Annotated in this window: 18 protein-coding genes; 14 read left to right on the top strand and 4 right to left on the bottom strand. The window is 66.5% G+C overall.

The features are described from left to right. The first annotated feature begins 178 nt into the window (after window positions 1-178). Together E3O60_RS13910 and E3O60_RS13905 are read left to right on the top strand one after the other, a co-directional pair. A complete protein-coding gene (locus E3O60_RS13910; protein WP_088456300.1) occupies window positions 179-1,702 on the top strand; it encodes an aldehyde dehydrogenase family protein in 1,524 nt (507 codons plus the stop codon). A 104-nt stretch (window positions 1,703-1,806) separates the two neighbouring features. After that, window positions 1,807-2,253: a DUF779 domain-containing protein gene (locus tag E3O60_RS13905; RefSeq protein WP_088456299.1), complete on the top strand. Its 447-nt coding sequence runs from the start codon at window positions 1,807-1,809 to the stop codon at window positions 2,251-2,253. A 33-nt stretch (window positions 2,254-2,286) separates the two neighbouring features. Here the strand turns inward: E3O60_RS13905 and E3O60_RS13900 are convergent, their stop codons facing one another. Together E3O60_RS13900 and E3O60_RS13895 are read right to left on the bottom strand one after the other, a co-directional pair. Continuing rightward, window positions 2,287-2,766, bottom strand: coding sequence for a hypothetical protein (locus E3O60_RS13900; protein ID WP_134498415.1), 480 nt, complete (start codon window positions 2,764-2,766; stop codon window positions 2,287-2,289). A gap of 199 nt (window positions 2,767-2,965) precedes the next feature. Beyond that, window positions 2,966-3,757, bottom strand: a complete 792-nt coding sequence (locus E3O60_RS13895) for a GntR family transcriptional regulator (protein WP_194087750.1) — start codon at window positions 3,755-3,757, stop codon at window positions 2,966-2,968. Between the two features lie 98 nt (window positions 3,758-3,855). Here E3O60_RS13895 and deoD point away from each other — a divergent pair, with 98 nt between their 5' ends. The 8 genes from deoD (at window position 3,856) to E3O60_RS13855 (ending at window position 10,996) form a co-directional block, all read left to right on the top strand. Continuing rightward, the gene (deoD, locus tag E3O60_RS13890) at window positions 3,856-4,575 is read left to right on the top strand and encodes a purine-nucleoside phosphorylase (RefSeq protein ID WP_088456296.1); all 720 of its coding nucleotides are present in this window, start codon (window positions 3,856-3,858) and stop codon (window positions 4,573-4,575) included. Then, complete coding sequence (locus tag E3O60_RS13885) at window positions 4,575-5,990, top strand: MFS transporter (protein ID WP_134498413.1); 1,416 nt, start codon at window positions 4,575-4,577, stop codon at window positions 5,988-5,990. Before deoD ends, E3O60_RS13885 begins: the two co-directional genes overlap by 1 nt. Window positions 5,991-6,298: 308 nt before the next feature. Further along, window positions 6,299-7,867, top strand: a complete 1,569-nt coding sequence (murJ, locus tag E3O60_RS13880; protein ID WP_166788848.1) for a murein biosynthesis integral membrane protein MurJ — start codon at window positions 6,299-6,301, stop codon at window positions 7,865-7,867. Further along, window positions 7,864-8,352, top strand: coding sequence for a GNAT family N-acetyltransferase (locus E3O60_RS13875; RefSeq protein ID WP_134408701.1), 489 nt, complete (start codon window positions 7,864-7,866; stop codon window positions 8,350-8,352). Before murJ ends, E3O60_RS13875 begins: the two co-directional genes overlap by 4 nt. A gap of 31 nt (window positions 8,353-8,383) precedes the next feature. Next, entirely contained in the window at window positions 8,384-8,821 is a 438-nt protein-coding gene (aroQ, locus tag E3O60_RS13870; protein WP_088456292.1) for a type II 3-dehydroquinate dehydratase, read from the top strand. 114 nt (window positions 8,822-8,935) lie between these two features. Continuing rightward, window positions 8,936-9,496 carry an elongation factor P gene (efp, locus tag E3O60_RS13865; protein WP_088456291.1) on the top strand — a complete coding sequence of 187 codons (561 nt, stop codon included), beginning with the start codon at window positions 8,936-8,938 and terminating at the stop codon, window positions 9,494-9,496. After that, complete coding sequence (nusB, locus tag E3O60_RS13860) at window positions 9,496-9,915, top strand: transcription antitermination factor NusB (protein ID WP_088456290.1); 420 nt, start codon at window positions 9,496-9,498, stop codon at window positions 9,913-9,915. Before efp ends, nusB begins: the two co-directional genes overlap by 1 nt. Before the next feature lie 82 nt (window positions 9,916-9,997). Further along, window positions 9,998-10,996: a DUF4190 domain-containing protein gene (locus E3O60_RS13855; protein WP_134498411.1), complete on the top strand. Its 999-nt coding sequence runs from the start codon at window positions 9,998-10,000 to the stop codon at window positions 10,994-10,996. A gap of 8 nt (window positions 10,997-11,004) precedes the next feature. On the opposite strand, the gene E3O60_RS13850 is transcribed toward E3O60_RS13855, so the two are convergent. Both E3O60_RS13850 and E3O60_RS13845 read right to left on the bottom strand, forming a co-directional pair. Next, window positions 11,005-12,096, bottom strand: coding sequence for a hypothetical protein (locus tag E3O60_RS13850; protein ID WP_088456288.1), 1,092 nt, complete (start codon window positions 12,094-12,096; stop codon window positions 11,005-11,007). Window positions 12,097-12,238: 142 nt separating this feature from the next. Further along, complete coding sequence (locus tag E3O60_RS13845; RefSeq protein ID WP_134498409.1) at window positions 12,239-13,858, bottom strand: HNH endonuclease signature motif containing protein; 1,620 nt, start codon at window positions 13,856-13,858, stop codon at window positions 12,239-12,241. Window positions 13,859-13,978: 120 nt separating this feature from the next. Between E3O60_RS13845 and pyrR the strand changes: the two genes are divergently transcribed. The 4 genes from pyrR to E3O60_RS13825 are packed head-to-tail and all read left to right on the top strand — an operon-like array spanning window position 13,979 to window position 17,420. Beyond that, the gene (gene pyrR, locus E3O60_RS13840; RefSeq protein ID WP_088456286.1) at window positions 13,979-14,524 is read left to right on the top strand and encodes a bifunctional pyr operon transcriptional regulator/uracil phosphoribosyltransferase PyrR; all 546 of its coding nucleotides are present in this window, start codon (window positions 13,979-13,981) and stop codon (window positions 14,522-14,524) included. After that, window positions 14,521-15,471, top strand: coding sequence for an aspartate carbamoyltransferase catalytic subunit (locus tag E3O60_RS13835; RefSeq protein ID WP_088456285.1), 951 nt, complete (start codon window positions 14,521-14,523; stop codon window positions 15,469-15,471). Before pyrR ends, E3O60_RS13835 begins: the two co-directional genes overlap by 4 nt. Before the next feature lies 1 nt (window position 15,472). Continuing rightward, window positions 15,473-16,819: a dihydroorotase gene (locus E3O60_RS13830; RefSeq protein WP_134498407.1), complete on the top strand. Its 1,347-nt coding sequence runs from the start codon at window positions 15,473-15,475 to the stop codon at window positions 16,817-16,819. After that, window positions 16,812-17,420: a hypothetical protein gene (locus tag E3O60_RS13825; RefSeq protein WP_134498405.1), complete on the top strand. Its 609-nt coding sequence runs from the start codon at window positions 16,812-16,814 to the stop codon at window positions 17,418-17,420. Before E3O60_RS13830 ends, E3O60_RS13825 begins: the two co-directional genes overlap by 8 nt. Window positions 17,421-17,422: the final 2 nt, after the last annotated feature.

The raw sequence follows: 17,422 nt of genomic DNA, 5'->3' as shown, positions 1-17,422 counted from the left end.
AGCCGGTCCGGCCGGGCATCCACCCAGAGACTGACCGGGGAATACCGGAGGATGACCTCGGTCGGGCCACCGGGCCGGGAGGCCACCGCAATGTTTCGCAACCTCCGTGTTCCTAGGCTCACCCCATGGACCGCGAGAACGCGGACTCCATCGACAGAGCCGTCGAACAAGGAGTGAAATGACCGTTTACGCCGCCCCAGGCACACCGGATGCGAAAGTCACCTTCAAGCCCCGCTACGAGAACTGGATCGGAGGCGAATGGGTGCCGCCGGTGAAGGGCCAATACTTCGAAGACATCTCCCCGGTCAACGGCAAACCGTTCACCGAGGTCGCCCGCAGTACCCACGAAGACATCGACCTGGCCCTCGACGCCGCCCACAAGGCCGCACCGGCCTGGGGCAAGACCACGGCCACGCACCGCGCCGCCGTGCTCAACAAGATCGCGGATGTCATCGACGCGAACCGCGAACTGCTCGCGGTTGCCGAGACTTGGGACAACGGCAAGCCCATCCGGGAGCCGCTGAACGCCGACCTGCCACTGGCTGCCGACCACTTCAGGTACTTCGCCTCCGCCATCCGTGCCCAGGACGGCGACCACGCCGAGCTCGACAACGACACCATGTCGTACCAGTTCCACGAACCGCTGGGCGTGGTCGGCCAGATCATCCCGTGGAACTTCCCGATCCTGATGGCGGTGTGGAAGCTGGCACCGGCTCTCGCTGCTGGGAACGCGGTCGTGCTCAAGCCCGCGGAGCAGACCCCCGCATCGATCCTGGTGCTGATCGAACTGATCGGCGACATCCTGCCTCCTGGGGTGCTCAACATCGTCAACGGCTTCGGCATCGAAGCGGGCAAGCCGCTCGCATCCTCGAACCGTATCCGCAAGATCGCGTTCACCGGCGAGACCACGACGGGACGGCTGATCCTGCAGTACGCCAGCGCCAACATCATCCCGTCCACCGTTGAGCTGGGCGGCAAGAGCGCCAACATCTTCTTTGACGATGTGGCGCAGAAGGACGACAGCTACTACGACAAGGCACAGGAAGGTTTTGTGCTGTTCGCCTTCAACCAGGGCGAGGTGTGCACCTGCCCCAGCCGCGCGCTGTTGCACAAGCCCATCTACGACAGCTTCCTCGGCGGCGCCATCGAGCGCACCAAGCTGGCCAAGCAGGGCAACCCGCTCGACACCGACACCCAGGTGGGCGCCCAGGCCAGCAATGACCAGCTCGAGAAGATCCTCTCGTACATCGATATCGGGAAGAAGGAGGGCGCCAAGCTCCTGCTCGGCGGCGAGCAGGCCGACCTCGGCGGGGACCTCAGCGGCGGCTACTACGTGCAGCCGACCATCTTCGAGGGCCAGAACAAGATGCGCATCTTCCAGGAGGAGATCTTCGGACCCGTCGTGGCGGTGACCAGCTTCGACGACTACGACGACGCCATCTCGATCGCCAACGACACCCTGTACGGCCTCGGGGCCGGGGTGTGGTCGCGGAACGGCACCACGGCCTACCGCGCGGGGCGGGACCTGCACGCCGGGCGCGTGTGGGTGAACAACTACCACAACTACCCGGCTGGAGCCGCTTTCGGCGGCTACAAGAGCTCGGGTATCGGCCGGGAGAACAACAAGCTGGCGCTCGGCCACTACCAGCAGACCAAGAACCTGCTGGTGTCGTACTCCGAAGACGCGTTGGGCTTCTTCTAACCGCGAACAGGAGGTGCCGGTCGGGGCGGTTACCCGAAAACTGCCCCGGCCGGCACCGCCCCCCACAAACGCCCGTAGCGCTCCACCCGCAGTTGGAGGAACCCATGACCGACCTCATCACGCCAGTCCCGGATGCGCCCGTCGCGCCCGCGGTCGAAGCGTCCATCACCATCCCGGGGGAGACCCGGTCCAGGGTGGCGCTGGCGCAGGCCACCGTCGACCTGTTGCGAAGCCTCTGGGAGGAGCACGGGCCGCTGATGTTCCATCAGTCCGGCGGCTGCTGCGACGGCAGTTCGCCGATGTGCTTTCCGGCGGGGGAGTTCATCACCTCCGACCAAGACGTGCTGCTCGGCCGGCTCGACATCGCGCCTGCGGGAGAGCCCGAACAGGTGATCGACTTCTGGATCTCCGCCGAACAGTTCGAGTACTGGAGTCACACCGCCCTGCTCATCGACACCGTCAAGGGTCGCGGCGGTGGCTTCTCGGCCGAGGCTCCACGCGGCGTGCGCTTCATCATCCGCTCGGAGTTGATGGATTCGTTCACCGGGTAGGGATCAAAGTCGGCGACGTCGGAGTGCCGGGGGTCAGACGAAGGTGCGCAGTGCCCGCTGGTAACCGTCACTGTCCTCTCTGGTCGTGTTGGTCAGGAGAAGGCCGGTCCGGCCGACTGTTCGCGTGAACTCGCCCCGGCAGGGGATGCTGACGATCTTCGTCAGGCCCGCCTGCCAGGCGCGGATGAGCCCGGGGAGGCTGCGCCGCTCGGGGCTGTCCTCAAGTTTGGCCGGCAATGCCATTAGCTGGGTGTGTGCGGCCGCGTCCGACCACGTTCGGTACGACGCGCTGTTGAATGCCGTATCGCCAAAAAGGTCGCGCCAGTTCGGGCCGACGATGCGGTGGAGAAGGTCGGCCCGCTCGGTCGATCCGACGACGGTGCGCTGAATCTCCTCGAACACCCCCGGGTCCCTTTCCTCACCCGCATGCGCTGCGGCGGCGTCCCAGACGCGTGGCCAGGCCTCCGCCCAGGCCGCGCGAGTTTCGGCATCGACCGCGGAATCGCGAACCACCGGGGGCGTTTCCGACAGCAGCGGCGGGAGATCATCCCCGCCAGGCTGCAGCTGGTGTGCCTCTCTGACCCCAGAGCAGTTCCAGAAGCAAACCAGGTTGATCGTCGACGGTGATGACCATGTCGTGTGGCCACGGCTCGCCCGGTATCGGTTCGCTTGATCGCATGCGTGCCCTCGGATCCTGGACGTGGTTGACGGGTCAGTTCGGGTTGTGCTGCATGACCGACAGCGACCCGTGGCCAGGCGCGATGACACACTTGGCGGCGTACAGCGGCACTCCGCTGTGGTCGGCAGTCTGGGTGAGGATGAGGACCGCCGCTGACGGATCGATGTTCAGCAGCTTCGCCCGCGTGGGGCCGGCGTCGGTGGCGACGATCTGGCACACACCGTTGGTGAAGACGTGACCGTTGGCCTGCATGGAGGCGAGAAGGGTTCGTGGTTGAGCGGCGAGCTCCGCGAGTTCGGAGGCGATCCGCGCGCTCACATCACTGAGGTAGCGCCCAGCGGGGAGATGTTCCTGAACCGTTGCAACGGGACGCCCATCGTGCAGCAAGACGCTCTCGCGGATCCAGGCGTTCGCAGCCGGGTCGAGCGCGAGCCGGTGGGACACGAAGTCGGTAGCCCCTTCGAGCTCGAAGCGCACCGGCTGCACGGTAATCGTCATGTTCGGGTCGGCGAGGGCGATCTCGAACGGCCGTAGCTGCTCGAGTCCGCCGTGCGGGATGGACTCGGTGACGAACCGCCCGACACCGCGCCGGGTGACCAGCAACCCGTCTTCCTCGAGGAGCATCAGCGCCTCGCGCACCGGAGTGCGGCTCACCCCGAGCGTTGCCGAGAGTTCGATTTCCCGTGGCAGCATCTCGCCGAGCCTGAACACGCCAGAGCGGATGCCTTCAGCCAGCCGCGTGTAGACCGCAACTCGAATGGGCTGGCCGACGGCGAGCTGGAGCTGCTGCTGCAGGAACGTGTGGGATTCCAGACTGGTCGTCACGAGACCTCCTTGTGTGCCCGACGCTATCACGTTCGACATGTGCCCGCAGAGGTATAACCTCATACTGCAAGCACTGCAATCTAGACAATGGAGTCCCCATGAGTACACCCACCACGACCAGCACGCCCCACATCGATCCGAAGGGGGTGGACATTGCCGAGACGATCCTGCTTCCCGGCGACCCGCTGCGAGCCAAGTTCATCGCCGAGACCTACCTCGACGACATCCGTTGTTTCAACGAGGTTCGCAACATGCTGGGTTTCACCGGCACCTACCGCGGGCGCCCCGTGTCCGTCATGGGCACGGGAATGGGCATTCCCTCAATCTCGCTCTACAGCTACGAGCTGATCCACCACTTCGGCGTCACTAACCTGATCCGGGTGGGTAGCTGCGGCGCCATGCAGGAAGGCATGGAGCTCTACGACGTGGTCATCGCGCAGGGCGCCTCGACCGACTCCAACTACCTGCACCAGTTCAACCTGCCCGGTCAGTGGGCACCACTGTCGTCGTACAGGCTGCTGGAGCAGGCCAAGCGGGCCGCCGACGAGCGCGGCCAACGCACCCACGTTGGCAACGTTCTTTCATCCGACGTGTTCTACGGCGCGGACTCCGACGCCATGGGCAAGTGGATGAAGATGGGCATTCTGGCCGTTGAGATGGAGTCGGCGGGTCTGTTCGCCAACGCCGCGGCCGCGGGCGTCGATGCGTTGGGCATCTTCACCGTCAGCGACCACATCCTCACTCACGCCAAGACCACCCCGGAGGAACGGCAGACCGCCTTCACCTCCATGATCGAGATCGCGCTGGAACTCGCCTGATGAGCACCGCAACCCGCCCCTCCGTTCTCACCCAGGCCATCAAGCCGAGCCGGGCCATCCCCATCCTGCTGATCCTCTTCGTGTTCTCGCTGGTGCTAGACAACGGCTTCAAATTCATGTCGCCGGCGTTGGCGGATAGTCTCAACCTTCCGGTCACCACCGTCAGCCTGCAGGCCACTCTGGCCGGCATCCTGATCGGTATCGGCGCCGTGGTCTACGCCGCGCTGGCCGACTCGATCAGCATCCGCAAACTCATCATCTTCGCGATCATCTTGATGACCGTCGGGTCGCTCGTCGGCTTCGTCTTCCAGGGCAACTTCTCGATGATCCTGGTCGGTCGGCTGATTCAGAGCGCCGGCCTGGCGGCCGCCGAGACGCTCTACGTGATCTACGTGACCAAGCACTTCAGGGGCGACGAGCAGAAGAAGTATCTGGGCTTCAGCACCGCGGCCTTCCAGTTGTCGCTGCTGATCGGCACCGTTGGAAGTGGCTTCATCGCCACCTACATCGGCTGGGCTGCCTTCTTCCTGGTCGCACTGCTTTCGCTGCTTGCCATCCCTGTCGTGTTGCGCGCGGTGCCCAAGGAGGCGACGGGCGGCGGCCATGTGGACGTATTCGGCCTGTTCCTGATCGCGGTCTTCGCCACCGGCCTGATCATGTTCATGCAGAACTTCAACCTGTGGTACCTGTTGCCGGTTGTTGCCGGGCTGGCTCTCTTCATCTGGCACATCCGTACCCACGACAACGCCGTGATCACCAGCGCATTCTTCGCCAACGCTCAGTACTCACTCATGATCATCGTGGTGTTCATCACCTACTCCGTACAGCTGGGCTACACCTTCCTGTTCTCGTTCCTGATCTCCGACGTCTACGGCTACAACCTCGGCGAAGTCGCCCTGCTGCTGATCCCCGGCTACGTCGCCGCCGTGATTGTGGGCACTCTTACCGGCAAGATCGCCAAGTACCTCTCCTCAAAGCAAGCCATCACCATCGCGCTCGTCGCGATCGTCGTGTCACTGCTGATCCCGGCCCTGCTGGTGGATAAGGGAGTCTGGATCTTCGTGATCTCGATGAGCCTGTTCCCGATGGCCTTTGCGCTGATGTACGGCCCGCTCGTGTCGACTGCCATTGAGCGTGTGCCGGTCGCAAACTCCGGTATCGCCATTGGCTTCTACAACCTCACCATCAACATTGCCGTTCCGGTCGGCATCGCCTACACCGCAACGCTGATGAAGCTGCAGCCCAACCTGTTGGGCGGCATCACCGACGGCGCCCAGGCCTCCTCCTACGGATCGGTGTTGTTGATCCTCACGGGAGTCGCTGCCCTCGGCCTCGTGCTGTACCGCGTCTTCATCGTCTTCATCGAGCGCCAGGGCTCCGAGGTGGCCGCGGCGCGGAAGGCTGTGGCGGACTAGGACGTCCGGTGCGGGTCTCGAAGGAGATTTCCGAATACGGAAGGTGCTCGCGTGCCAGCACGGCAGTCAGGATGCGATCGCCGAGGTCCGCGCCAACCGAATAGACGTGGGCCCGGTGGCGGGGGAACAGCCATCGGGTCCACGTCTGCGCCGTGCATGAGCCCAACCTGGTCAGGTGCCCCAGACAGCGGGGAAATGTTGCCTGACCTGTGGGAGTCTTGGCAAATGGGGGATTCTGGATCGGCTGGGTGTCAGTTCGCACTGCGCGGTGCGTGCGTGTGAGCGTGCGGGGCTCGGTCGGATCGATGATGACCGCCACGCTGGTGTCGCGAGCGCTGGGTTTTGTGAAGGCAATTCTCCTGGTGGCTGCCATCGGCGGAACCAGCGCCGGCGTCGGCGGGCAGACCTTCGAGATCGCCAACTCGGCTCCCACCTATCTGTTCGCCCTGATCGCCGGGGGAGTGCTCGGCGCCGTGCTCGTTCCGCAGATCGTCCGGAACCTGAACGCCGGCTCGGTCGGGCAGGACAATACCGACCGGCTCCTGACCATTGTTCTGGTCGGTTCAGCCGTGGCCACGGTCGTCCTTACCCTGTGCGCCCCGGGCATCGTCTGGCTCTACGCGACGACCTGGTCGCCGGAATGGCGAGGACTGGCAACGTCGATGGCGTACTGGTGCCTGCCTCAGATCTTCTTCCTTATCGCCTTCGCCGTTCTGTCGCAGGTCCTCAACGCGCGGGGAGTATTCGGTGCCCCGGCCTGGGCGCCCGCGATCTCGAACCTAGTGGGGATCGGGGGGATCCTGGTGTTCCTCCTCGTTCTGCCGTCCGGATTGGGGGACGTCGGCACGTGGAGTCCATCGATGATCGCGGTCCTCAGCGGTTCCGCCACCCTCGCCATCGCCGTCCAAAGCCTCCTTCTCGCGGTCCCCCTTCGCACCATGGGGTTTCGGCTGCGCCTGCGCTGGGGTGTCAGCGGTCTGGGGCAGATGTCGGCCGTGGCCGGCTGGACGCTCCTGGGCGTGGTTGCCGGCCAGGTCACCTACCTGGTCACCGCCAACGTCGCCAACAACGCCGGCGAGACGCTGCATCGACTGGGCATCGATGGGCCGAGCCTGAACTCGCTGTCACTCGCATACCTCCTGATGCTGCTGCCGCATGGAATCGTCACGGTGTCCCTGACCACCGCTCTGTACACCCGGATGAGCGGGTATGCCGCCCGCCACGACTTCACTGCGACCGAGTCACTCTCGAGCCTGGCCACGAAGCCTGTCGCCTATGTCGCGATCGCCGCGAGCGCCGCGTTCGCCGCGCTGGGACCGCTCATCACCACGGTGCTGTTCGGCAACCCGAGCATCGGACAGGTGCTGCAGGTCCTCTCGATCGGGCTCGTCGGCTTCAGCCAGGCCTACGTGCTCAACCGAACCTCCTTCGCTCTCCAGGACGCCCGCGGCCCGTTCCTCACTCAGCTCGTCATCGCGGTGCTCTCCGCGGCGGGGGCCGCCGCATCCGCGCTGATGCTGCCGCCGACTCTCACCGTGATCGGTATCGCGGCGGGCGTCACTCTCGCCAACTTTGCCGGCTGGTTCACTGCATATCGGGCGCTACAACGAACCTTTCGGCGTCTCGGCCACGTACCCGTGCGGGGACACCGCGCGTCTCTCGGCTACGTCCGGCTGCTCGGCGCGGGGCTCGCGAGTTTCATGGTCGGGTGGACGGCGGTGGCATTCATCGGGATTCCGTCTGATTTCGGTGGCAAAGTCCTCCTCCTGGGCGCCGCCGGAGCGGCATCTCTGGGGGTGTTCATCGTGGTCGGTTACGTTTTTGGCGATCGAACCGTGAGCGAACTGCGTCGCCCGTCCGGGCGGATGGGTCGATGACTATCCCCGGTGAATCCGTGACGGTTCGCGCTTACGCCCCTGAAGACGCGCCGAGCACTCTCGCCGTCTTTCTGGACGCCGTGACAACAACGGCGTCCCAGCACTACTCGCCCGAACAGATTGCCGCATGGTCCGCGCCCGGGGAGCGCGATGTCGAAAAATGGAACCTTGCCAGGGCCGGGCGAGGAACGGTGGTTGCGGTAGTCGAAGGAGACGTGGCCGGGTTCTCCGACGTCAACGCTGACGGATACATCGACATGATGTTCGTGTCACCTCGGTTCGGCCGACGAGGCGTTGCGAGTGCCCTGCTGGGTGCGATCGAACGCAGAGCGAAATCGCTGAACGCGGCCACGTTGTGGACTAACGCGAGCATCACCGCCCGTCCCTTTTTCGAGCAGCACGGATTCGTCGTCGAGGCGAAGCAGCATCCAGTCAGCCGAGGTGTGCGGATGACCAACTACCGGATGGCCAAACAGCTGTCCTAGCTCTCGACCCGGCCGGGCCTAGGCTGGGTCCATGCGCACAGTCCTCGTTTTGAACGGCCCGAATCTCGGACGCCTCGGCAGCCGGGAGCCTGACGTCTACGGCTCAGCCGACCTCGACGACCTATGGACGCTTCTCACCGATTCCGCACCGGAGGACGTCACCGTTGATGTGCGTCAGACCGACGACGAGGCCGAGCTCATCCACTGGCTCTACGAAGCCGTGGACACGACAACACCGGTGGTGCTCAACCCGGCCGCGTTCACGCACTACAGCTACGCGCTGCGCGACGCCGCGGCCCTCGTCACCAAGGCCGGTATCCCGCTCGTCGAGGTCCACATCTCCAACCCGCACGCCCGCGAGACCTTCCGCCACACCAGTGTGGTCAGCGCCGTGGCCACCGGAGTCATCGCCGGATTCGGCTTCGACTCCTACCGCCTGGCCCTCGACCACATCGTGCGCCTGGGCTGACCTCCTCCCGAGCGCCTGGGCGCACGGAATCGATCCGCCGCGGCGTGTCGGCTACACTCGTCTGAGACCTTTGGTCGCGCACCTTCCCAATTGAATCGAACGGAACACCTCTTCATGGCATCTACCGCCGACATTAGAAATGGCGTCGTCCTCAACATCGACAAGCAGCTGTGGGCCGTCATCGAATTTCAGCACGTCAAGCCCGGCAAGGGTGGCGCGTTCGTGCGCACCAAGCTGAAGAACGTCGTCACGGGCAAGACCGTCGACCGCACCTTCAACGCCGGCGCCAAGATCGAGACCGAGAACGTCGACCGTCGCGACTTCCAGTACCTTTACGCGGATGGCGAATCGTACGTCTTCATGGACGTCTCGGACTACGACCAGCTCACGGTATCCGCCGCCGTCGTGGGCGATGCCGCCAACTTCATGCTCGAGAACCAGGCCGTGACCGTCGCTCTGCACGACGGCAACCCGCTCTACGTCGAACTGCCGGCATCCGTCGTGCTTGAAATCACCTACACCGAGCCGGGCCTGCAGGGCGACCGCTCCACCGGCGGCACCAAGCCCGCGACCGTCGAGACCGGCTACCAGATCCAGGTGCCGCTGTTCCTCGAGCAGGGCACCAAGGTCAAGGTTGACACCCGCAACGGTGACTACCTCGGCCGCGTCAACTAGTGAGCGCCCGCACCAAGGCGCGCAAGCGCGCCATCGATATCCTGTACGCCGCCGACATCCGTCAGACCACGATCCCGCAGTCGCTGGCCATGGAGGCCGAGCGCGCCGCCAACGAACCGGCCCGCATGGTGTCCTGGCTCTACGCCCGGGACATCGTGGACGGCGTCGTCGACCACCGCGAGGAGATCGACGAATTGATCGAGACGTACTCGCAGGGCTGGACGCTCTCGCGGATGCCCACGATCGACCGGGCCATCCTGCGCATCGGCATTTGGGAGATCCTGTACAACGACGCCGTGCCGCACGCCGTCGCGATCGACGAGGCCGTCGAGGCCGCCAAGGTGCTCTCGACCGATGACTCGGCCGGGTTCGTCAATGGACTTCTCGGGCGCATCGCCCAGACGGCGCCATCCGCCTAAGCCGACCGCATCGTCGGCTTGAGCAGCACGTAGTACCGGTCCCGGGCGCATCGCTCGGGACCGGATTCACGAGGGGGAGAACATGACGGAACGCACCGACGGGACCACCGACGCAAACACTGGCGAGTACCCCGCCGGTAACCCGGGAGACCAGCCGGCGGCGCCTGCGCCGTACAAGGCTTCGCCCTCCATCGCGCCCACCACCCCGTACGCCGGACCCGTTGCGCCGCGCACGAACACCCTCGCGATCGTGGCGTTGGTGACCGGATTCTGCTGCAACATCGCAGCCGTGATCACCGGGCACATCGCGCTCAGCCAGATCAAGCGCACCGGCGAGGCCGGCAAGGGTCTCGCCATCGCCGGGCTCGTACTCGGTTACGCGAGCATCGGCCTCACGGCGGTCCTGCTCGTGGTGCTCGTGTTCTTCACGGCGGCGATGGGTGCGTTCGTCACCGCTGTCGCCGGCGCCACCTCGTCGGTGACATCCGAGTCGACCTCGGGGCCGACCGGTCAGATCGGTGCCGCCTATTTCGACGAGGGTTACCTCCTCGTCGGCACCGGAAGCACTGTGGTCGACCTGTACATCGATCCGATGTGCCCGTACTGCGGCCAGTTCGACATCGCCAACGGTGACACCCTGGCTGCCCTGGTCGAGGACGGCAGCATCACCCTGCGACTGCACTCGCTGACCTTCCTCGACGAAGCCTCGCAGGGCAGCGAGTACTCCACGCGGGCGTCCGCCGCGCTGACCTGCGAAGCCTCGATCAACCCCGAGTCCACCCTCGACTACCTGGCCGCGCTGTTCGCGAATCAGCCGACCGAGGGCACCACCGGCCTCAGCGACGATGAACTCGTGGCGTTGTCCGACGGCGCCTCGTCCATCGCCGAGTGCGTCACGGGCGAGCAGTATCACGCCTGGTCGCAGCAGAACACGGATGCCGCGCTGACCGGCCCGATCCCCGGCGCTGAGATCGCGTCGATCCAGGGCACGCCCACCGTCCTGATCGACGGAGTTCAGTACGACGGCCCGATCGGCGACCCGCAGGCTCTCGCCGACGCCATCCTGGGCGTCACCAGCTAGCCTGCCGTTCAGGTGGCCAGGGTTATGCTCGGAACCATACCGGCGATCGACGCCCAGAGCTTCACGTCGTCGGCGGGCTGGGGCCGATAGGGCGTCCCCGATTTGTCGCGGCACTCCAACGAGATCTGCGCCTCCAGGGCCACGCCGATCGCGTAGGTCCGGGACCCGCGCAGCTGGAGGGTCACCGAGAGGTCGGTGAAAGCATGCCGTTGTGAACTGATCGCCGAACCACCCTTGCCGCTCTCGTCGAAAGCAAAGAGGGTCCGAGAGCCGAACGGGCTCAGCAGCTCCCAGGCCCCGGTGATCGGGTCGATCTCCCAACCGGCGACATACGCGGTGCCCCGGTACGAGAAGGCCGCGAACCCGATCGGTCCGGCCGGCAGGAACCACCACCGGCTCTCGGCGACCAGGTCTACCGAGGCCGTGACCGTCACCGACGAGAGGCTGGCCCGGGGCACGAGCGTCACCCCGGTTCCGGCGAATCCGATGTCACCGGAGTCCATCGCGGAGACGTTCACCCAGCTGAACAGTCGTCCGGTCTTCTCCGACGCGTCGCTGCCATCCGGCTGCCCGTCGCGGCCGTTCGCCCACCGATACCGAAAGCGATGATCGTCGGGGGCCGGTGAACTCCAATAGGTGCGATAGTCGGCGTCGGCAGGGATGTAGAGGTTATCCGGCCAGGTGACGACGAAGGGCGCACGCGCACGGAAATAGTTCGCGAACAGGGCCTCACGATATTTCTTCACGCCGACGAGGGTGCGGACCGCGTCGCCCGTGGTGAGCTCGATCTCATCGTGCACGGCCTCGATCTCGCGTCGCCGCACGAAGCTGATGGGTCCGGCCGGCGCGCCGACCTCCGAGTCGACGTTCGAGGGTTCCCGCGACTCGGACCTGGCCGTCGATGCATGCCCGGTGGCTTCGCGCCGGTTCTGACGGTGGGTGCCGGCAGGTTCAGGCTCGGCGGTTGGGACGTCAGCGGCTGCGTCCACCATCGGGTCGACGGGTACATCGTTCGCCGGGTCGTCAGCCGGAACCGGACGCTGGTCGTCGGGTGGGTCACCGTGCCGGTCCTGAGGACGGTCGTTGTCAGCGGGGCTCATCAGATCACCTCCTGGCGCCACGGGCGCGCTGCATCGCAGATCGCGGAGTTGTGTCGCAAGGCAGGGTAGTCACCCCGAGGTGGTTGCGCGAGGTCTGCGACGCATCGAGACATCCGCTTCAACGAGCGCGGGCTTGTGGGCCTTAGAACGGTGGGTTCTCGGGTGCCGGTGGGGTCGGCTTCCGACTCGGCCGCTGCCGGGGCATCAGGTAACTCTCGTCGGCGGGCCGCCTCCGGGTCTTCGGCCCCACGACCGGTGGTCGGGGTCGGGGTGGTCCGACTGGGTTGGCGGGGTCGGTGCGGTAGCTGCGTTTGCCCGGTGAGGTCCAGTGCAGGATCCCACCTGGTTCCTGCGTGACCCGCCACTGGGAGAGGTGTTTGAGTCGGTGGTGGGGTTCGCAGAGGTGGGCAAGGTTGTCACTGTCGGTGTTGCCGCCGCCGGCCCAGGGGTCGGTGTGATCGACGTCGCTGGTCACCGCGGGTCGGGAGCAGCCCGGGAACCGGCAGGTTTCATCGCGCACCCGCAGGTACATCTTCATGGCCTTGGTGTTCTTGTGCTGGGTTTTGCCCAGCGAGAGCACCACCCCGGTCTCCGGGTGGGTCAGCAGCCGGGTGAAGCTCGGTGCGTGCCCGGCGATCTCCCGCGCGGCCTCCGGTGAGATGGGCCCGTACCCTTCGAGGGCGCCGGGTTCCTCGTCCAACCCCAGCAGGGTGAGCACGGGCACGGTGACCATGACGGTGCCGCGGATGCCGGCGCCCATCCCGTCGGGCGTGATTCCGTCCAGCAGCAGGGCGGCGGTGATGTCGGCGCGGAGCTGGTCGAGGGTGCGGGTCGGGGAGTCGTCGGCCGGGTCCTGCGCGATGCCGAAGGCGGCACCGTTGCTGCTGGCGTCATCCGTTTGGTCGGCCGGGCTCGGGTCGCCGAGGTGCTTGAGCTTCACGGCCATCGTGTTGATCCGGTCGTAGGCGGCCTTGGTGTCGTGGGCGGTGCCGTACCAATGCAACCAGCCCATCCCGTCCGGGGCGGCCTCCCACCGGCTGTGCCGTTCGGTCAGGGCGTTCGTGCTGCGGGTCACGATCGACTCCGGGTGCAGCCGCTCCCGCAACCGGCGGGCCTTGTCGATGAACCGGCCCACCGGCAGGCGCTTGGCCTCGGGCAGCACCTTCTCTTCGAACGCCGCCTGGTCCTCCATCGGCAGGGTGCGCATCTGATCGACGAGCGCGGTGGCGTGCCGGTAACTGATCTCTCCGGTCGAGAGGGCCTCGAAGGTCGCCGGGGCGGCCAGGAGCCAGAGGGACTGATCCATCAGGTGCTCCACGGTGCGTTCAGACAGGCGCAGCAGGCAGGCGGTCTCACTCACAATCGTGCGGCGGGCCACGTCCCGGTCCTCCCACCGGCTATAGGCGGCCGCGCGGGCTTGGTCCTCGGTCAGGGTGGCCGCGTTCACGTCGGCCAGCCGGATGCTCTCCGGGTTGCCGTGCAGGCGCGAGGAAACGAGCGGGTCCTCACTCCAGCCCTGCAGAGCGACGAGGAACTCGGCCTGCCGGGCCTGCGCGATGGCGATGGCGCGGGCCTCGACCGCGATCAGCTCAGTGCGGCGGGCCAGCTCCGAGCAGACCAACTCGTCCAGGGCCGGGTTGGGGACGTCCGGCCCGAAAGCGGTCGGGTCGACAGGGCAGGGGGTGGAGCCAGGTGGAGCGGACTCCGGAGAGCGGTCGTCAGCATCCGGAGCGGGCGGTACTGCCTGGTCGGGGTTACTCATGATGAGATCGTCTCACCTACCACCGACACTGCAGAAGGTTCCGGGACGGGGATGCTAGGGTCTAAAGGTACTAATGACCTACTTTAAGAGCCGTCCTGTGAGACGGGAAAGGAGGTCGGTTTGACGGAGCGCACCGTGCTCACCCAGGCTGACATCACCCGAGCGTTGACTCGGATCTCGCACGAGATCCTGGAGTCCAATCGTGGAAGCGAGAACCTGGTCATTCTGGGCATCCCCACCAGGGGAGTAGCCCTCGCCCAGCGGATAGCCGAGATCATCCAGCGCATCGAACCGGCATCCGCCGCCGTGCGCGTCGGCTCTCTCGACGTGACCATGTACCGTGACGACCTCGCGCACACCCGCACCCGTACCCCCGCGCCCACCCAGGTGCCGGGCAGCATCGACGGTGCCACCGTGGTCCTGGTCGACGACGTGCTCTACTCCGGCCGCACCATCCGCGCCGCCCTGGACGCCCTCGGCGACCACGGCCGCCCCAGCGTCGTGCGGCTGGCCGTCCTGGTGGACCGCGGCCACCGCGAGCTGCCGATCCGCGCCGACTTCGTGGGCAAGAACCTGCCCAGCGCCACGCACGAACGCATCAACGTGCACGTCACCGAGGTCGACGGCGATGAGTTCGTCAGCATTGAGGGAGGAATGGAGTCATGAGACACCTGCTCTCCACCAAGGCGCTGAGCCGCGACGAGGCCATCAGCCTGCTCGACATCGCCGAAGACATGGCCGATGTGGCCAACCGGGAGGTCAAGAAACTCCCGACCCTGCGCGGCAAGACCGTGGTGAACCTCTTCTTCGAGGACTCCACCCGCACCCGCATCTCCTTCGAGGCCGCCGCCAAGCGACTCAGCGCCGACGTGATCAACTTCAGCGCCAAGGGCTCCAGCGTCTCCAAGGGCGAAAGCCTCAAGGACACCGCCCAGACCCTCGCCGCCATGGGCGCTGACGGCGTCGTCATCCGGCACCCCGCGTCAGGAGCCCCGCAGGTGCTGGCCGGCAGCGGCTGGATCGACGCCGGCATCATCAACGCCGGCGACGGTACCCACGAACATCCCACCCAGGCCTTGCTCGACGCATTCACCATCCGCCGCCGCCTCCACGATGGGGCCTCCCGCGGCCGCGGGCTCGACGGCGTCACCGTCACCATCGTCGGCGACATCCTGCACTCCAGGGTCGCCCGCTCCAACCTGTGGCTGCTGAACACCCTCGGCGCACACGTCACCTTCATCGCACCGCCCACCCTGGTGCCCGCCGACACGTCGGCCTGGCCGGCCGCTATCGGCTACGACCTCGACGCGGCCATCGACGCCGGCCCCGATGTGGTGATGATGCTGCGCATCCAGGCCGAGCGGATGAACGCCGCGTTCTTCCCGAACAGCCGCGAGTACTCCCGCCGCTGGGGCCTGGACGACGAGCGATTCGCCCGGCTGTCGTCGCATAGCATTGTCATGCACCCCGGACCGATGAATCGCGGCCTGGAGATCTCCTCCGCCGCGGCCGACTCCGACCGGTCCACCGTGCGCGAACAGGTCGCAAACGGGGTATCAGTGCGCATGGCCGCGCTGTACCTGTTGTTATCGGGCGACCGAGAGGATCACTGAAATGTCGAGCGAACGCTACCTTGTGCGTGGAGCACAGCTGAGCGACGGAACCACCACCGACCTGCTGCTGGCCGACGGTGTCATCACCGCGACCGGCACCCAGCTGTCGGATGCCGGCGCGACCGTGATCGACGCCGACGGGCTCCTCGCACTGCCCGGCCTGGTCGACCTGCACACGCACCTCCGCGAACCCGGCTACGAGCAGAGCGAAACCGTACTCACCGGCAGCCAGGCGGCAGCCATCGGCGGGTTCACCACGGTATTCGCCATGGCGAACACCTCACCCGTTCAGGACACCGCCGGCGTCGTCGAGCAGGTGCTCGCGCTGGGGGAGAGCGCCGGCTACGTGACGGTGCAGCCGATCGGTGCCGTCACCGTCGGCCTGGCCGGTGAACGCCTCGCCGAACTCGGCGCCATGGCCACAAGCCGCGCCAATGTGCGAGTGTTCTCCGACGACGGCTTCTGCGTCTCCGACCCGCTCCTGATGCGCCGGGCCCTCGAGTACGTCAAGGCCTTCGACGGTGTCGTCGCCCAGCACTCCCAGGAACCGCGCCTCACGGTTGGCGCACAGATGAACGAGGGCGCCCTCTCCAGCGAGCTCGGCCTCACCGGCTGGCCCGCCGTCGCCGAGGAATCGATCATCGCCCGCGACGTACTGCTGGCCGAACACGTGGGTTCGCGCCTGCACGTCTGCCACCTCTCCACCGCCGGTGCCGTCGACGTGGTGCGTTGGGCCAAGGCCCGCGGCATCAATGTGACCGCGGAGGTCACCCCGCACCACCTGCTGCTCACCGAGGAACTCGTGGCCGGTTACGACGCCCGCTACAAGGTGAACCCGCCGCTCCGCCGCCGCGAAGACGTCGAAGCCCTGCGCCAGGGTCTGGCCGACGGCACCATCGACATCATCGCCACCGACCACGCCCCGCACCCCGTCGAGTCCAAGGACTGTGAATGGGACGCCGCCGCCAACGGCATGGTCGGCCTCGAATCCGCCCTGTCGGTGGCCCACGCCGCCGTGGTGGAGACCGGGTTCCTCGGCTGGAGCGACCTCGTCAGGGTGATGTCGACGACCCCGGCCCGGATCGGGCGCATCCAGGGCCAGGGCCAACAGCTCACTGTCGGCGCCCCCGCCGAACTCACCCTCTACGACCCGAGCGCCCGCCGGGTGTTCGCCCGTGAGAATCTGATCGGCAAGGGCGTCAACTCTCCCTACCTTCAGATGACGCTGCCCGGCCAGGTGCTGGCCACCTTCCACCGCGGTTATGCCACCGTGCTCGACGGCGTGCTGCAGAGCACGGCCCAGATCGAAGCCTCCCGGGGTCGGTTGGTACGGGGCGCCCATGAGTAGCCGCACGATCGCGACGATCATCACGGCGCTGGTCCTCCTCGCCGTCCTCGCCCTGATGTTGCGCTCCTGGCGCCGGCGCACCAAGCGGGATGCCGCGCTGCCCGCCGGCTACCCGCAGCCCGCCGATCGCGGCCGTGAACTGGCCTCCGCCGCAGCCCTGTACGTCGCCACCACCCCCCGCGACACACCGTTGGAACGCCTGAACATCCCCGGGCTCGGCTTCCGTGCCCGCGGCGGCGTGACCGTCACCGAGAAGGGCGTGCTGATCGAACTCGCCGGCTCGCCCGCCCTGTTCATCCCGGCGGATGCCGTGCAGCTCGTCGCCGACGCCACCGTCGCCATCGACCGGGTGGTCGAGCCCGGCGGCCTACTGCTGCTCGGCTGGCGGCTGAACTCTGTCGGCGTTGACACCACGGACCCCGACACCCCCACCGGTGTCGACAGCTACTTCCGTTTCAGCGACCCCGTCGACCGGCGGGCCATCACCGAAGCGATCAGATCCATCACTGCAGAACCCGGCACGACAGAACCCGGCACGACAGAACCCGCCACAACAGAACCTGGCAAGACAGAATTCGGCACCGAAGAAAGTGAGGTGTAGCC

Source organism: Cryobacterium sp. TMB1-7, assembly GCF_004402435.1.
GTDB lineage: Bacteria > Actinomycetota > Actinomycetes > Actinomycetales > Microbacteriaceae > Cryobacterium > Cryobacterium zongtaii.
Note: the sequence above shows the minus strand (reverse complement) of the source record. Positions and strands in the feature narration are given on the sequence as shown.

What these genes read in the sequence shown, in the direction of transcription:
- E3O60_RS13910 (WP_088456300.1), top strand. Translation starts at nt 179, where the DNA reads ATGACCGTTTACGCCGCCCCAGGCACACCGGATGCGAAAGTCACCTTC.
- E3O60_RS13905 (WP_088456299.1), top strand. Translation starts at nt 1,807, where the DNA reads ATGACCGACCTCATCACGCCAGTCCCGGATGCGCCCGTCGCGCCCGCG.
- deoD (WP_088456296.1), top strand. Translation starts at nt 3,856, where the DNA reads ATGAGTACACCCACCACGACCAGCACGCCCCACATCGATCCGAAGGGG.
- E3O60_RS13885 (WP_134498413.1), top strand. Translation starts at nt 4,575, where the DNA reads ATGAGCACCGCAACCCGCCCCTCCGTTCTCACCCAGGCCATCAAGCCG.
- murJ (WP_166788848.1), top strand. Translation starts at nt 6,299, where the DNA reads ATGACCGCCACGCTGGTGTCGCGAGCGCTGGGTTTTGTGAAGGCAATT.
- E3O60_RS13875 (WP_134408701.1), top strand. Translation starts at nt 7,864, where the DNA reads ATGACTATCCCCGGTGAATCCGTGACGGTTCGCGCTTACGCCCCTGAA.
- aroQ (WP_088456292.1), top strand. Translation starts at nt 8,384, where the DNA reads ATGCGCACAGTCCTCGTTTTGAACGGCCCGAATCTCGGACGCCTCGGC.
- efp (WP_088456291.1), top strand. Translation starts at nt 8,936, where the DNA reads ATGGCATCTACCGCCGACATTAGAAATGGCGTCGTCCTCAACATCGAC.
- E3O60_RS13855 (WP_134498411.1), top strand. Translation starts at nt 9,998, where the DNA reads ATGACGGAACGCACCGACGGGACCACCGACGCAAACACTGGCGAGTAC.
- E3O60_RS13850 (WP_088456288.1), bottom strand. Translation starts at nt 12,096, where the DNA reads ATGAGCCCCGCTGACAACGACCGTCCTCAGGACCGGCACGGTGACCCA.
- E3O60_RS13845 (WP_134498409.1), bottom strand. Translation starts at nt 13,858, where the DNA reads ATGAGTAACCCCGACCAGGCAGTACCGCCCGCTCCGGATGCTGACGAC.
- E3O60_RS13835 (WP_088456285.1), top strand. Translation starts at nt 14,521, where the DNA reads ATGAGACACCTGCTCTCCACCAAGGCGCTGAGCCGCGACGAGGCCATC.
- E3O60_RS13830 (WP_134498407.1), top strand. Translation starts at nt 15,473, where the DNA reads ATGTCGAGCGAACGCTACCTTGTGCGTGGAGCACAGCTGAGCGACGGA.
- E3O60_RS13825 (WP_134498405.1), top strand. Translation starts at nt 16,812, where the DNA reads ATGAGTAGCCGCACGATCGCGACGATCATCACGGCGCTGGTCCTCCTC.